Origin of the sequence: Streptomyces sp. WG7, assembly GCF_049975785.1 — a bacterium.
Classification (GTDB): domain Bacteria; phylum Actinomycetota; class Actinomycetes; order Streptomycetales; family Streptomycetaceae; genus Streptomyces.
The window spans coordinates 312831-327463 of sequence record NZ_JBNGGE010000002.1; the positions used below are offsets into that span (position 1 = coordinate 312831).

The 14633-nt window shown below is 71.4% G+C and carries 13 protein-coding genes; 6 read left to right on the plus strand and 7 right to left on the minus strand.

Going from position 1 to position 14633, the window contains the following annotated elements:
- Positions 1 to 14: 14 nt before the first annotated feature.
- The 3 genes from ACP4J0_RS03835 to ACP4J0_RS03845 form a co-directional block, all read right to left on the minus strand.
- On the minus strand, positions 15 to 578 hold the full coding sequence (locus ACP4J0_RS03835; protein WP_426597176.1) for a chloramphenicol phosphotransferase CPT family protein: 564 nt from the start codon (positions 576 to 578) through the stop codon (positions 15 to 17).
- An 80-nt stretch (positions 579 to 658) separates the two neighbouring features.
- Positions 659 to 1405, minus strand: a complete 747-nt coding sequence (locus tag ACP4J0_RS03840; RefSeq protein WP_426597177.1) for a LuxR C-terminal-related transcriptional regulator — start codon at positions 1403 to 1405, stop codon at positions 659 to 661.
- Complete coding sequence (locus ACP4J0_RS03845) at positions 1402 to 2691, minus strand: PspC domain-containing protein (RefSeq protein WP_426597178.1); 1290 nt, start codon at positions 2689 to 2691, stop codon at positions 1402 to 1404. Before ACP4J0_RS03845 ends, ACP4J0_RS03840 begins: the two co-directional genes overlap by 4 nt.
- Before the next feature lie 180 nt (positions 2692 to 2871).
- Between ACP4J0_RS03845 and ACP4J0_RS03850 the strand changes: the two genes are divergently transcribed.
- Complete coding sequence (locus ACP4J0_RS03850) at positions 2872 to 4326, plus strand: PspC domain-containing protein (RefSeq protein ID WP_426597179.1); 1455 nt, start codon at positions 2872 to 2874, stop codon at positions 4324 to 4326.
- On the plus strand, positions 4313 to 4558 hold the full coding sequence (locus ACP4J0_RS03855) for a hypothetical protein (RefSeq protein WP_426597180.1): 246 nt from the start codon (positions 4313 to 4315) through the stop codon (positions 4556 to 4558). Before ACP4J0_RS03850 ends, ACP4J0_RS03855 begins: the two co-directional genes overlap by 14 nt.
- A gap of 252 nt (positions 4559 to 4810) precedes the next feature.
- On the opposite strand, the gene ACP4J0_RS03860 is transcribed toward ACP4J0_RS03855, so the two are convergent.
- Complete coding sequence (locus ACP4J0_RS03860; RefSeq protein WP_426597181.1) at positions 4811 to 5338, minus strand: DoxX family membrane protein; 528 nt, start codon at positions 5336 to 5338, stop codon at positions 4811 to 4813.
- Positions 5339 to 5573: 235 nt separating this feature from the next.
- A complete protein-coding gene (locus ACP4J0_RS03865; RefSeq protein WP_426597182.1) occupies positions 5574 to 6869 on the minus strand; it encodes a hypothetical protein in 1296 nt (431 codons plus the stop codon).
- A 201-nt stretch (positions 6870 to 7070) separates the two neighbouring features.
- Here ACP4J0_RS03865 and ACP4J0_RS03870 point away from each other — a divergent pair, with 201 nt between their 5' ends.
- Complete coding sequence (locus ACP4J0_RS03870; protein ID WP_426597183.1) at positions 7071 to 8009, plus strand: DUF4429 domain-containing protein; 939 nt, start codon at positions 7071 to 7073, stop codon at positions 8007 to 8009.
- A 64-nt stretch (positions 8010 to 8073) separates the two neighbouring features.
- On the plus strand, positions 8074 to 8556 hold the full coding sequence (locus ACP4J0_RS03875; protein WP_426597184.1) for a pyridoxamine 5'-phosphate oxidase family protein: 483 nt from the start codon (positions 8074 to 8076) through the stop codon (positions 8554 to 8556).
- A gap of 9 nt (positions 8557 to 8565) precedes the next feature.
- On the opposite strand, the gene guaA is transcribed toward ACP4J0_RS03875, so the two are convergent.
- Positions 8566 to 10146 carry a glutamine-hydrolyzing GMP synthase gene (gene guaA, locus ACP4J0_RS03880; protein ID WP_426597185.1) on the minus strand — a complete coding sequence of 527 codons (1581 nt, stop codon included), beginning with the start codon at positions 10144 to 10146 and terminating at the stop codon, positions 8566 to 8568.
- Positions 10147 to 10485: 339 nt separating this feature from the next.
- Here guaA and ACP4J0_RS03885 point away from each other — a divergent pair, with 339 nt between their 5' ends.
- Complete coding sequence (locus tag ACP4J0_RS03885; RefSeq protein WP_426597186.1) at positions 10486 to 10782, plus strand: chorismate mutase; 297 nt, start codon at positions 10486 to 10488, stop codon at positions 10780 to 10782.
- Between the two features lie 769 nt (positions 10783 to 11551).
- Complete coding sequence (locus tag ACP4J0_RS03890) at positions 11552 to 12649, plus strand: LAETG motif-containing sortase-dependent surface protein (RefSeq protein WP_426597187.1); 1098 nt, start codon at positions 11552 to 11554, stop codon at positions 12647 to 12649.
- Between the two features lie 96 nt (positions 12650 to 12745).
- Here ACP4J0_RS03890 and ACP4J0_RS03895 read toward each other — a convergent pair whose 3' ends face one another.
- Positions 12746 to 14563 carry a GMC oxidoreductase gene (locus ACP4J0_RS03895; protein WP_426597188.1) on the minus strand — a complete coding sequence of 606 codons (1818 nt, stop codon included), beginning with the start codon at positions 14561 to 14563 and terminating at the stop codon, positions 12746 to 12748.
- Between the last annotated feature and the right edge of the window lie 70 nt (positions 14564 to 14633).

Sequence of the window (14633 nt, forward strand, 5' to 3'; positions counted from 1 at the left end):
ACTCGTGCCTGGGATCAGCGAAGAGGCGAGCCGAGTTTCAGGCGGAGCCGGGTGAAGGCTGTGGGGCTGGGGCGGTCTGGGAGGAAATCCCTGATGCGCTGCGCGCACTCGCGCGGGCTCGCCGTGCCCGTGTCGCACTCCAGGTCGTAATCGCCGTGGCTGTGCACACGCTCGTACTGGTGGGCGGCAAGGCCCGACGGGCGGTCACCCCGGGCAAGCTCGCGCCGGGTCAACTCGTCGAGCGGGCAATGCACACCCACGAACAGTACGTCCTCGGCCGGCAACAACGTCAGACAGTCGAGCAGCCGCCACGGCTCACTCAGCACATGGTCGACCACGATGTCGTTGCCCGCCTCGGCCATGGCCGCGATCGAGCGGTGAAAGCCCATTCGGGTCCGACGCAACGCGGCATCGAGCTCGTCGGCCCCGAGGTTTCGCTTGCTCCGCATCGCGTTGAAGGTGTCGACCGCCATGTGGAAGAAAACGCCGTCGTCCAGGATCGCCAGAAGCTCCCGAGCGATGCTCGACTTGCCCGAACTGGAGGTGCCGTTGAGGAAGATGATCCGCCCAGACGCCATGCGTGCATGATCACACGCTGACGGGGCCGCGTCAGGGAGTCTCTACGGGCGTATCCCCTTCGCCCGACCACCCCGCATGCTCACACCAGCCGTCGCGCCGTCGCCCATCGGGTCAGCTCGTGCCGGTTGGACAGCTGGAGCTTGCGGAGGACCGCCGAGACGTGGGACTCGACCGTCTTCACCGAGATGTACAGCTGTTTGGCGATCTCCTTGTACGCGTAGCCGCGGGCGATCAGACGGAGCACCTCGCGTTCGCGCTGGGTGAGGCGGTCCATGTCCTCGTCGACCGGTGGGGCGTCGGTGGAGGCGAACGCGTCGAGGACGAAACCGGCCAGCCGCGGGGAGAAGACGGCGTCGCCCTCCTGGACGCGGAAGACGGAGTCGATCAGGTCCGTGCCCGTGATCGTCTTCGTCACGTAGCCCCGGGCGCCGCCGCGGATCACGCCGATCACGTCCTCCGCCGCGTCCGAGACGGACAGGGCGAGGAAGCGGACGGGCTGCTCCGCGTCACTCATCAAGGGGGCGCAGCGGCGCAGGACTTCGACACCGCCACCGCCGGGGAGGTGCACATCGAGGAGAACCACCTCCGGCCGGGTGGCGGTGATGACCGCGACGGCCTGGTCGACGTCGGCGGCCTCGCCGACGACCTCCACCCCGGTCTGCGCGGTCTGGCCGATCTCGGCCTGGACGCCGGTGCGGAACATGCGGTGGTCGTCGACGAGCACCACACGCACGTGACGCTCCCCCGTGCCGCCGTTCGCCGGCTGGGCGGGCTGGGCCGCCTCGCCCGCTCCCACTATTCCGTTCCCCTCGGTCGGGTCGCTCATGACGTCTTCTCCGCCCTCTCCATCTCCAGCTCGACCTCCGTGCCGCCGTCCGGCACCGCGCGCAACCGGGCCGTACCGCCGTTGCGCTCCATGCGGCCGATGATCGATTCTCTGACGCCCATGCGGTCGGCGGGTATCGAGTCGAGGTCAAAGCCGGGGCCGCGGTCCCGGACGGACACGAAGACCCTTCTGCCCTCGACTTCGGCGTAGACCTGAACGGCGCCGCCCTCGCCACCGTACTTGGCGGCGTTCACCATCGCCTCGCGTCCGGCCTGCATCTGTGCGCCGATTCTCTCGTCGAGCGGGCAGTCACCGACGACCACGACCTCGATGGGGACGCCGTGCTTGTCCTCGACCTCCGCCGCATTGCGCTTCACGGCCTCGGCGAGGGTGGTGGGCTCGTCGTCCTCGTCCTTGCCATTGCCCTCCGGCTTGTAGAGCCAGGCGCGCAGGTCGCGCTCCTGGGCCCGGGCCAGGCGGCGCACCTCGCCCGGGCTCTCCGCGTTGCGCTGGATCAGGGTCAGGGTGTGCAGCACCGAGTCGTGGACGTGGGCGGCGACCTCGGCGCGCTCCTGGGCCCGGATGCGCATCAGCCGCTCCTCCGAGAGGTCCTGCGTCATGCGCACCAGGTAGGGGCCCGCGAGGAGCGTTATCCCGACGAGGACGGCGAGGGCCGCCTGGAGAACGGAACCGAGGTGAGCGGCGGACCCCTGCAGGACGAAGATGCCGGTGACACCGGCCGTCACCAACAGGACGCCGGCCACGGTACGCAGCAGGGTGACCGTGCGCCGGTGGCGCCCCACCTCGGCCCAGCGGGCCCGGCGGGCGTTGTCCGCCTGGCGCCAGACGAGGGCGACGCCCGCGCCGACGAGGACGGTCGGCCAGAGGTAGACCCTGGCTCCGCCGCCGAGATCGACGTTCCCCACGAAGACCAGGGCCACGACGACCATGAGGAGGAGGGCGACGATCTGGCCCTTGTCCGGTTTGCGGGTGACGAGTCTGCGGCGGCCGTCCGGAGAGGTCTCGGCGGTGACGAGGGACGGCGGCCGCTGGGCGTCGACGCCGCCGACGCCCAGCGGTACGAAGAACCAGAAGGCCGCGTACAGCAGCGCGCCGAGGCCGTCGGCCATGAACAGGCCGACGAAGGCGAACCGCACCCAGATGACGGGCAGCCCGAGGTGTCCGGCGAGCCCCCGCGCCACACCACCGAGCCAGCGTCCGTCGCTGCTGCGGTAGAGCTTGCGCGGCGGCCGCGGTTCGACGAGTGGTGCTGCGGCTTCCGGCATGACACTGATGGTCACACGGCCGGGGGAGCCGGAGCATCAGGGTCGGTCCCCGATACTCCCCTGATCTTCGCGCCGCCGGTGCTTCGAACGCTCCCCCGGCGTCGTGTCAGGGCCGATATCAGGGTCCGACCAGGGTCGAACCGGCTGCCGTCCCGGCGCCGCGGCCGTCACCATGGACCCATGACAGATCACGAGCACGCCGCGACGGGTCCGGGACCCGGCCGCGGCCCGCACCCACCGCCGGGGGCCGGGCCGCAGGACACCGCGCCCGCCGCGGATGCCGCGGGTGCCTCGCCCACCGTGGGTGGTGCGGAGGGTGCCGCAGCCGACGCGGACGATCCCGCCGGCACCGCTGTCCCCGGTCCTCCCCACACGTTCCGGCGCGACCGGCGGCACAAGACGCTCGCCGGGGTGTGCGCGGGCCTCGGACGGCAGTGCGACATGGACCCGGTGATCTTCCGGATCACCCTCGCGGTGCTCTCCGCGACCGGCGGCATCGGCCTCATCTTCTACGGCTTCGCCTGGCTCTTCGTTCCCTACGACGACGAGGACGAGAACGAGGTGCGCAAACTGCTGACCGGCCGGGTGGACGGCCAGGCGCTGGCGGCCGTGCTGTTCGCCCTGGTCGGCTGCGGGGTCTTCCTGACCATGCTGAACAACAGCGGGGTGCTGTCCTTCGCCGTCATACTCTCCCTCCTGCTGGCGGGCGCCGGGTACTGGTCGCGGCGGCGGAAGGCTCCGGCCCCCGACCCCCTCTCCGCCCAGGCCGTCGCCGACGCCCCGCCGGAGGCCCAGGCGCCCCCGATCCTGATCACCTGGCCCTCCTGGTGGCGCGACCCCATGGTCAAGGACGGCAGACACGTCGGCGGGACGGGCTATCTGTGGGGACCACCGGACTCCGAGGACCGTGACATCGCGGCGGCCGTCAACATCGGCCGCGGGGTCCAGGGCGGCGACCGCGCCGCTGCGGGCGACCGGCGCTCGCGGTCCCCGCAGCCGCGCGGCCCCCGCGGCATCGGCGGCTGGGTCTTCCTCCTCGCCCTGCTCGCCGGCTTTCTCGGCACCCGGCTGACCTGGGACGAGCACCCACTCGGCACCAGTCTGCAGACCGGCCTGGCCTGTGCGCTCGCCGTCTTCGGCGTCGGTATCGCGGTCAGCGCCTTCCTGGGGCGCACGGGAGCCGGTTCGATCTTCCTGGCGGTCATCACGGCGGGCCTGCTCGCCGGATCGGCCGCCGTGCCGAAGGACGTCGGTACCGAATGGATCCGGACCACCTGGGAGCCCACGACGGTGGCCGGCGTACGCGAGCAGTACGACGTCGGTGCCGGCAGCGGCACCCTCGACCTGTCCCGGCTGGACCTGGCCGAGGGGCAGACCGTGACCACTCGGGCCGACGTGGGGATCGGCCGAATACGGGTCGTCGTGCCGCAGGACGTGACCGTGCGGCTGAGCATCGAGGTGGGCGTGGGCGACATCCAGCTGCCGGGCGACGACGAGAAGGACGTGGACGTGGCACCGGGCAAGCACAAGGAGGTCACCCTGCCCCCCACCACGGGCGGCAAGGACGCCGGCACGCTCGACCTCGACCTCCAGGTCGGCGTCGGACAGGCGGAGGTGACCCGTGCTGCGTCATAGGTTCCAGCCCGGGCGGCTGGTCGCAGGCGTCTTCCTGACCCTGGCCGGCGTCATCTACGCCGGTGATGCGGGCGGCCTCTGGGACACGCCGTGGTTCGTGGTGATCCCTCTCGTCGTGGGCGGCCTCTGCCTCGCGGGAGCGGTCGGAGTCCTGACCCGGACCGTGCACCGACGCCGCGCTGCACTCCGCGCGGCGAAAGCGGACGAGTCCCGGGCGGACCTTCCCGGTTGACAGCTGACGGTGCACGGACGGCCGACGCCCGCGGGCCGACCCAACGAAGTACGGCCCTGCGGGACGCCGGCCCTGCGCGGGACAGGCTCACGGAGATGCCGTTGGCCGACCTCCGGACGGGCGGCTCAAATGAGCGGGGCGTGAACACTTCGGAGGAATTGTTCACGCCTGGCACGGAAGGCCCCCGGAGAGAGCCCCGCCGGCACACTCCGCCGGCACAACCTTCGCGGTCGCACCGGCCTGCTGCGGAACCTACTGGTACCCGCCCGTCCGCCGTCGTCGTCGGGAGCGCAGGACGGCGTCCAGGGAGAGCAGCGGGGCGCCCGCGAGAACGAGGGGGATCCAGGCCATGAGGTAGACGAGATCATTGCCGTAGTAGTACGGGTCGGCGGCCCAGCTGACGGTCAGCCACAGGCTGAGCGAGATCAGCGCGCCGCCGAGCGCCGCCAGGCGGGTCAGCAGTCCGAGCAGGGTGCCGATGCCGACGGCCAGCTCGCCCAGGGCGATGGCGTACCCGAAACCGGCGGGGCTCTTCAGCGCCAGGTCGACCAGGGAGGGGAGGGCCGAGGAATCGCGGACGGTACGCATCATGTCGCCGACGGAGCCGGCGCCCGCGTCCTTCATGAAGGCGCTGTCGGTGAGTTTGTCCAGACCCGCGTAGATGAAGGTGACGCCCAGGAAGATCCGTAGCGGCAGGAGGGCGTACCGGGTGGACTGGTCCCGCCAGTCACCGCCGCCCGGGTGCGAGGTGTACGCATCCGTCCGCATACCGTGAGTCATCTTTGCCAGCCGCCTCTCGCCCGCGCGTGCCGAGACCTGCTCAACAGACCATACGTACGACGTACAGGCCTCGCTCAATCCTTCTTCGACCGGTTTCTTCCTGTCGGTTTCGACAGATGGCCGTCACCGACAAGTTGGCGTTCCCGGGAGGCTGGCGATCCCGGGAGGCTGGCGATCCCGGGAGGCTGGCGGTCCCGACAGATTGCCGGTCGGCAGCGGGCTCGGCGGTGGAGTGTCAGTCCGTCACGTCGATGGCGTACCGGTTGGTTTCCACGCCCGCGCTGGTGACCACCTGGACGTCCACCCGGCCCGGTTCCACGTCCGCGGGCACCGGGACCGTCAGCAGGTCGTCCGTGGGGTTGCTGAAGCCGCCCGTCACGGGGACCAGCGGCACGTGGACGTTGACCGCGCCGATGCGGACGACCATCCGGGACAGCCGGTCCGCGCGTTGAGCACCCGGTGGTACGAAGCCGGCGCCGCGGATCTCGATGTCGTCGCCGGTGCGGATCGGCGCGTCCAGGTCACCGGCCTCCCGCGCCCGTACCACGGAGAGGATCACGGGACGCCCGCCCTCCGCGTACTTCGCGGCCACATAGGTCGCCGCCGAGACCAGCACCACGACCGCCAGTCCCCACGGCAGATCCGGCAGTTGTTCCGGGCGCCGGGCCAGCCGCACCGCCGCGAACACCAGGGCGACGGTGCTGATCACCACGTACTGGATGTCGGCGAACGAACCGCGTCCCGCGTCGTCCGTCAGCAGGTCGGCCGCACGCGGCCGGTCCGCCCGTACCTTCTGCAGCCGCTGCCCCAGCACCCGCAGTCCGACGACCCGACGCACCAGGACCGCGATCCCGCACACCACCGCGAGCACCGTCACCGCGCCGGCGCCGCGGGCGAGTTCGAGCCCGGAGATCAGCGCGTCCCGCCGGCCGTGGCCCGAGGCAACCGCCAGCTGTCCGGCCAGGACGAGTACCGCGTAGGCGACGAAGAGCACCCAGAGGGCCGCCACGGCCCGGGACGTGGACAGACGGTTGTCCTCGCCGATGACCGGGGCCAGCGCCCCGCCCCGCGCCCGGTGGAACCACGACGCCGCCGTCAGCGCACCGGCCACGACCAGCGCGGCCGCCAGCCCGGCGGTGCGCGCCGCCGTCCAGCCGGCCCCGATCGCGGTGAGCGACTGTCCCAGGAGCAGCAGCACGACCGCGGCCCATACGACGGCCGCCGTGCGGCGCCCCAGGCCCGCGAGCCACGCCCGCCCCTCGGCACGACCGCGTTCGGCGACGACTCCCGCGGACTGGGTCAGCTCCTCCGAGACCCACTGCCGGGAAGCCGAGGGCGAGTGGGCCACCGCGGCCGGCAGCCCTTGTCCGGCCGCGAACTCGTCCCGCCTGACCAGGAACGCGGCAACCGCCCGTCGGTGCCCCTCACGGGCGCCGTGCGGACAGTCCCCGCAGGTGCAGCCGCCCCCGTGCGCCGCCTCGTACGCGTCTTTGTCCGAGCCGCTCCCGCGTCTCGCCTCCTGCACCGCCACGCCCGACGCCCGCCTTCCCGAACCCTGCGAAACCCAGTAACGACAACTCCGGCACCGCCCGCGGCAGAACCCGTAAGTCCCGTGGGACGAAAGCGAATTGTGCCGTACACAACCCCCTGCGCGCCCGCCGCCCCCGGTCCGCTCTGCTCAGCGCGGGTGACATGCGGACCGCCGTGTTGACCCGGCTGCGAGAATTCCCTTATGGCCGAGATCATCCAGCGCGACGGGACCTGGGCGTTCGACGGCAGTGCGGTCCGGATCACGCCGGGGCCGCACCGCTCGGTTCCGCTGTTCCGGCAGACGTACGGAGAGGTCTCGGTGCCGCTGGAGGCCGTCGCGGGCATCGTCTTCGAGCCGGAACGCAAACGCGGGCGGCTGCGTCTGCGGCTGCGCGAGGGCGCCGACCCCCTCCTCCAGGCGACCGGCGGCCGGCTGCCCGACGCGGCGGACCCGTACCGGCTGACGGTGGAGACCGACCGCTGCGGGGTCGCCGAGTACGTCGCCGAGGAGATCCGCCACGCGCTGCTGCTCGACCGGATCCCCAAGGAGCCCACGAAGACCTACCTGCTGCCCGGGCCGCCGGTGCCGCTCTCGGTGCGTTCCTCCGACGGCACGGTCTCCTTCGACGGCGCCCGGGTTCGGGTCGACTGGGCCGACACCTCCGACCGGGTCAAGCGCGCCACCGGCCCGCGGATCATCGACATCGGCGACCTGACACAGGTCGAGTGGCTTCCCAACTCAGGGACGGGCGACGGTTTCCTGCGGTTCGTGACCCGGGAGACGGTGTCCTCCACGCTGCCGCCGGAGAAGGACCCGTACGCCCTGGACCTGTGGGGCAACGCCCGCCGCGATCTGCTCACCGCGCTGATCGCGACCGCGGTCACGGCCCGGCTGCCGCATCCGTCGGCCCGTACGTGCGGCGCGGACGGCGCGGACGGTACTTCGGAGTGCGTGGGGAGCGGGTTCCCGCCCCGCCGGCGCACACCCGCCGTACCGCCGGCGCCCGCCGTACCGTCACCGGCGGATCATCACGATGTCCTGCTGCGCCGGCTGCGCGAGCTCGGCGAGCTGCACCGCAGCGGCGTTCTCACGGATGCGGAGTTCGCCGTGACGAAGGCGGCCGTACTCAGGGACTTCTGAGCACGGACGAATGCCGGTTCGATACCTGACACGACGTGTCGGGTATGGGGTCCACACTCGGTGCATGACATCAAGCACCGTCGCCGACTGGGCCGATTTCGCCACCGCCGAACCCGCACTGGCCGCGATCGTCGAGGCACGCTTCGGCGCGTACACCCACCACACCCTCGCCACCCTGCGCCGGGACGGCTCACCCCGCACCAGCGGTCTGGAGGTGCGTTTCCTGGGCGGCGAGCTGTGGCTCGGCATGATGCCGGGCTCGCTGAAGGCGCTCGACCTGCGCCGCGACCCGAGGTTCGCGCTGCAGGCGAACCCGGGAGACGGCACCGGCATGGGGGGCGGGGACGTACGGATCGGCGGCCGGGCCGTCGAGGTCGAGGACGCCGAGGCGCGGGCCGCGTACGTGAAAGAGGTGGAACCGCCGGAGCCGTTCCACCTCTTCCGTACCGAGCTGACGGAGGTCGTGCGGACCTGCGTCGAGGGCGACTGCCTGGTCGTCCAGGTCTGGCAGCCCGGGGAGCCCCTGCGCACGGTCAGGCGCGCATAGGGCCGGGGGTCACTCCCACTCGATCGTCCCCGGGGGCTTCGAGGTCACGTCGAGGACGACCCGGTTGACGTCCTTGACCTCGTTGGTGATGCGCGTCGAGATCTTGGAGAGCACGTCGTACGGCAGCCGGGACCAGTCGGCGGTCATCGCGTCCTCGGAGGAGACGGGCCGCAGCACGATCGGGTGGCCGTAGGTGCGGCCGTCGCCCTGGACGCCGACGGAGCGGACGTCCGCGAGGAGCACCACGGGGCACTGCCAGATGTCGCGGTCGAGGCCGGCCGCGGTCAGCTCCTCGCGGGCGATGGCGTCGGCCTCGCGGAGCAGGTCGAGCCGCTCCTTGGTGACCTCGCCGACGATCCGGATGCCGAGGCCCGGGCCCGGGAACGGCTGGCGCTGGACGATCTCGTCCGGCAGGCCGAGCTCCTGGCCGACCATCCGGACCTCGTCCTTGAACAGCTGGCGCAGCGGCTCGATGAGCTGGAACTCGAGGTCCTCGGGGAGCCCGCCGACGTTGTGGTGGGACTTGATGTTCGCCGTGCCGGTGCCGCCACCGGACTCGACGACGTCCGGGTAGAGGGTGCCCTGGACGAGGAACTCCACGGCGGGGCCCTCGTCGGCGATGATCTCGGCCTGGGCCTGTTCGAAGACGCGGATGAACTCGCGGCCGATGATCTTCCGCTTCTCCTCGGGGTCGGAGACCCCGGCCAGCGCGTTCAGGAACCGCTCGCTCGCGTCCACGACCTTCAGCTGCACGCCGGTCGCGGCGACGAAGTCCTTCTCGACCTGCTCGGTCTCGCCCTTGCGCATCAGGCCGTGGTCGACGTAGACGCAGGTCAGCTGGGAGCCGATGGCCTTCTGGACGAGGGCGGCGGCGACGGCGGAGTCCACGCCGCCGGACAGGCCGCAGATGGCGCGCTTGTCGCCGACCTGCTCGCGGATGGCCGCGACCTGCTCCTCGATGACGTTGCCCGTGGTCCAGTTCGGGCGCAGGCCCGCACCCCGGTACAGGAAGTGCTCCAGCACCTGCTGTCCGTGCGTGGAGTGCATCACCTCGGGGTGGTACTGGACCCCGTAGAGCTTCTTCTCGTCGTTCTCGAAGGCGGCGACCGGGACGACGTCCGTGGAGCCGGTGACGGTGAAGCCCTCGGGGGCGGCGGAGCAGGCGTCGCCGTGGGACATCCACACGGCCTGCTCGGCCGGGGTGCCCTCGAAGAGGGTGGAGGACGGCTTGGAGACCGTCAGATCGGTGCGGCCGTACTCACGGGCGCCGGAGTTGTCGACGGTGCCGCCGAGGGTCTGCGCCATCAGCTGGAAGCCGTAGCACATGCCGAAGACGGGGACGCCGGCCTCGAACAGGGCGCGGTCGACGGTCGGGGCGCCGGGCTCGTACACCGACGAGGGGCCGCCGGAGAGGACGATGGCCGCCGGGTTCTTGGCGAGCATCTCCGCGACCGGCATGGAGCTCGGCACGATCTCGCTGTAGACCCGCGCCTCGCGGACACGGCGGGCGATGAGCTGGGCGTACTGCGCGCCGAAGTCGACGACCAGGACGGTGTCGGGGGCGGCGGCAGCGGGAGTCGCTGATGACACGGGGTGCCTTCCGGCGGTCGGGCGGGGGTCTTGTGCCTCCGATTCTACCGAGGTGGGCAGGTGACACGTCCCGCCCGCGGTCCCGGGGACCACCGCCCGCACGTCTCACCATACGAACCGGCTTGGACACCGTCCGTCCCCAGGGCATACTGGGCCCATGCTCACGCACCAGACCTTCGTCTTTACCTATGGCAACCGGCCCACCGGCTGCCATGGTCGTGCTGCTTGAGCAACTGACAAGCGACTTCCCAGGCGCCCCGGGCCGACAAGGTCCGGGGCGTCTGGCGTTTCCGGGACTGTCGGCCGGGGCCACCACCCCTTCGGCGAGGAGCCACCGACATGACCGTCACCGCAGCAGACATGGCCGACAAGACCGGCGCCCGCACCACCGAGGCCGCCGACGTGATCACCGGCGCCCGCGAACGCATCGACGCCCTCGACGACCGGATCATCGGGCTGATCCAGGAACGGATGGCCGTCTCCGCCGTCATCCAGGAGGCGCGGATCACCTCCGGTGGCCGGCGCGTGAACCTCTCCCGCGAGATGGAGGTCCTCGACCACTACCGCCAGGCGCTGGGCAAGCCGGGTACGGCGCTGGCGATGACGATGCTGGAGCTGTGCCGCGGGCGCGTCTGAGTGCCGCGGCCGAGTCCGGGCGTCTTCTCACCCGTACGGCGCGTGACCGGTGCCCGAGCCCGTCGTTGGTCCCGGTGTCCGTGTCAGCCAGGGGCGGGCCCGAAAGAACCACGCGTGGCTCGCTGGAGCGATGAGACGTGCGGATCGTGCCGTGCGTCGTGGGACCTCGCTCCAGAAAAGTGACCGGACGGCAGGGGACAGCAGCCCGGTCACCCAAGAGAACGGCCGGCTCCGGGGACGCCCGGGGCCGGCCGACGGAAGAAGGGTCCGGTTCCGGACCGAGCGGCTGCGGAGGCCGTCCCCGTCCAGCACGATGCGGTACGGCGGACCGGGCCGAGTCCCGTACGCAGCCCCACACACCACCACTCACGCCACTGGACACAAGCGGCGCAGCCCCCCGGCGCCGCTCCCCAGGCACCGGTGCCGCCCTGACGCCGGTGCTGGCCGAGGAAGGGCCCCGCGACGCACCTCCCGCGGGGCCCTTCGCCATGCCCCGCCATCCCCTCCTTCCCCTCCCGGCCCTCTGCCTCCCCCTCCCCCTCTCCCTCTCCCCCTTCCTCTCCCTCTTCCTCTCCCTCCACCACAGGAGTGACGCGGGACACATAAAGTTTCTGTGAGTTCGGGGACAACCATTCACAGACTTCGCCGATCAAACAGGCCGAACCGATCGAGCAGACCGGTCCGAAGGGTCCACCGCGTCCCACACGCGGAGGCCTCCTCAGAGCCCCGTACCGCACACACGCGGTACGCCTGACTTCACGAGGTCTTCATGAAGCTTCGCCGCGCCATCGTGACCATGGCCGCGACGTCCGTCATCGCTCCGCTGGCACTCCTGTCGGCACCGGCCGCCTTCGCGACCGAGAGCCCGTCCCCGGCAGCGAGCTCCTCGTCCGGGACCGACACCTCCTCGGGCGACCAGAACGACTCCTCCGACGGGAAGACGACCCCGACGGACGGGCAGAGCACCCCGTCGGACGGCCAGTCCACCCCGTCCGACGACCAGAGCACGCCGTCCGACGACCAGTCCACGCCGTCGGACGACGCGTCGACCCCGTCCGACGACGAGAGCACCCCCGGCGGTTCCGGGACGACCGACCCCGCCCCGTCGACGTCGGCGCCGACCGACGAGCCGACGGAGCCGGAGGAGCCCGAGGTCCCGTTCTGCGAGGAGCTCGACTCCGAGTACTCCGCCGCCAAGGTGTCGGCGGACATCAAGGGCCTGCCGGGCAAGATCGTCGCGGGCGACGGCCACCACGCGTTCCAGCTCGTCGTCACCAACGAGTCGAAGACCGACGTCAAGGAAGTCGCGTTCTACGCCGAGGTGGAGAACTACGAGTTCGAGGACGAGTCGAAGTTCCTCAGCTCGTACGTCGACCTGGAGTTCAAGAACCCCGAGACCGGCGCCTGGGACCGCATCGGCAGCGACGAGTGGGCCGGTGACTACTTCTTCTTCGTGGAGAAGCTGAAGGCCAAGGCGAGCAAGACCGTCGACCTGCGGCTCAGCATCGACGCCAAGGCACCGGCCGGCGAGGCCTACTCCTTCGCCTTCGGCGCCTACCTGGACAACGTCGAGGGCCAGGAGTGCATCGCCGCGGGCTGGGCCGAGTACCCCTTCCAGGTCCTGAAGCCCGGCTCCAGCAACCCCGCCCCGGGCACCGCCACGCCGAACGACAAGGGCGGAAAGGGCGACAAGATCTCGGTGAAGAAGCCGCAGGGCAACGTCTCCCAGCTGCCGACCGGCAGCCTCGCCGAGACCGGTTCCAGCTCCGCACTGCCGATGATCGGCCTCGCCGGCGGACTCGCCGTCGTCGTCGGTGGCGGCGCGGTGTTCATGGTGCGTCGCCGCAAGGCCGGTGTCGAGGCGTAACCAGCGGTACGGCCTGACGGCAGAACAGTAGGGCCGCAAGACGGGAAGGACCTGCGCTCGGAGGGGGGCGCAGGTCCTTCTGTGTGTCCGCTGCCGCTACTTCTTCGGCGGCACCGCCGGAATCCCCAGGAACGGCAGCCGCAGCGCGCCGAAGGCCTCCGCCGGGACCGCCGGGGACTTCGGCTCGACGGGGGCGAGGCGCTCGTACGCCGTTCCCTGGGCCGGGCGCGGGTCGCTCTCGCCCTTGTTCGGCCAGTACGACATCGCGCGCTCGGCCTGGGCCGTGATGGTCAGGGACGGGTTGACGCCCAGGTTCGCCGAGACCGCGGCACCGTCGACGACGGAGATGCCGGGATGCCCGTAGAGCCGGTGGTACGGGTCGATGACGCCGCTCTCGCGCGAGGCGCCGATCGGGCAGCCGCCCAGGAAGTGCGCGGTGAGCGGGGTGCCCATCAGCTCGCCGACGTTGGAGCCGGCGAAGCCGCCGATCTCGGCCGCCAGGGCCGAGGCGCCCTCCGTCGCGGCCTTGATCTGCTTGGGGTTGGGCGAGCCGTGGCCCTGGCGTGCGGTGAGCAGGCCCTTGCCGATGCCCGTCGGCTTCAGATGCGTCGTCAGGGAGTTGTCCAGTGACTGCATCACCAGGCCGATGATGGTCCTCTCCGACCAGCGCCGGTTGGACAGGGAGCGCAGGACCCGCGAGGGGTGCCTGGCCGCGTGGCCCAGGAAGCCCAGGACGCGCGAGGCGCCCGAGGCGGTGGGCCCGGCGTAGGGGACCTGGAGGATCGACAGGCCGCCCATCGAGTTGGAGCCCTTGCCGTAACGGACCGGCTCGATGTGGGTGTCGGCGTCCGGGTGGATCGAGGACGTGATGGCGACGCCGCGCGTGAAGTCGGCCCGCGGCTCGCCGGTGGCCCTGCGGTAGCGCCGGTCGTCGGTCTGGGCGCCGACCAGGGCCTCGGAGTTGGTGCGGGTCAGCTCGCCGAGCCGGTCGGACAGGTGGGGGAGCCGGCCGCTCGCCTTCATGCGGTGCAGCAGCGTCTGGGTGCCGTAGGTGCCGGCGGCGAGGACGACCCGGCGGGCCGTGAAGGTGCGGCCCGCGCCCTTCTTCTGCCGGTGGGTGGGGAGGGTGGCTATCGCGAACCCGCCGCGGGGGTCGTCGGTGACCGAGACGACCGTCGTCATCGGGTGCACGACCGCGCCCGCCTTCTCGGCGAGGTACAGGTAGTTCTCGTTGAGGGTGTTCTTCGCGCCGTGGCGGCAGCCGGTCATGCACTCGCCGCACTCGTTGCAGGCCCTGCGGTCGGGGCCCGCGCCGCCGAAGTAGGGGTCGGCCACCCGCTCCCCCGGCTTCGCCCTCGTCGTGCCGTCGGCGTCCCGGCCGTCGCCGAAGAAGACGCCGACCGGCGCCATGTGGAAGGTGTCACCGACGCCCATCCGCTCGGCTGCGGCCTTCAGGTGCACGTCGGACGGGGTCGTCGTCGGGTTCAGCCGGACCCCGAGCATGCGCCGGGCCTGGTCGTAGTACGGCGTCAGCTCGTCGTGCCAGTCGGTGATGTCCCGCCACTGGGGGTCGTCGAAGAAGGGCTTCGGCGGCACGTAGAGGGTGTTGGCGTAGTTGAGGGACCCGCCGCCGACCCCGGCGCCTGCCAGGACCATGACATTCCCGAGCAGGTGGATGCGCTGGATGCCGAACATGCCGAGCCTGGGGGCCCAGAGGTAGTTCTTGAGGTCCCAGGAGTTCTTCGGCAGCGACTCCCGGGTGAAGCGGCGGCCGGCTTCCAGGACGCCGACCCGGTACCCCTTCTCGGTGAGGCGGAGGGCGGACACGGATCCGCCGAACCCCGACCCCACGACGACGACGTCGTAGTCGTACCCGTCCTCGTCCCGGGTCTGGACGGACTTCTCCTGCGACACGTGCTCTCCTCGTCGAGAACGGGTACGGGTACGGGTGACGGTTGTTCAGGGCTGTCAGGGCTGTCAGGGC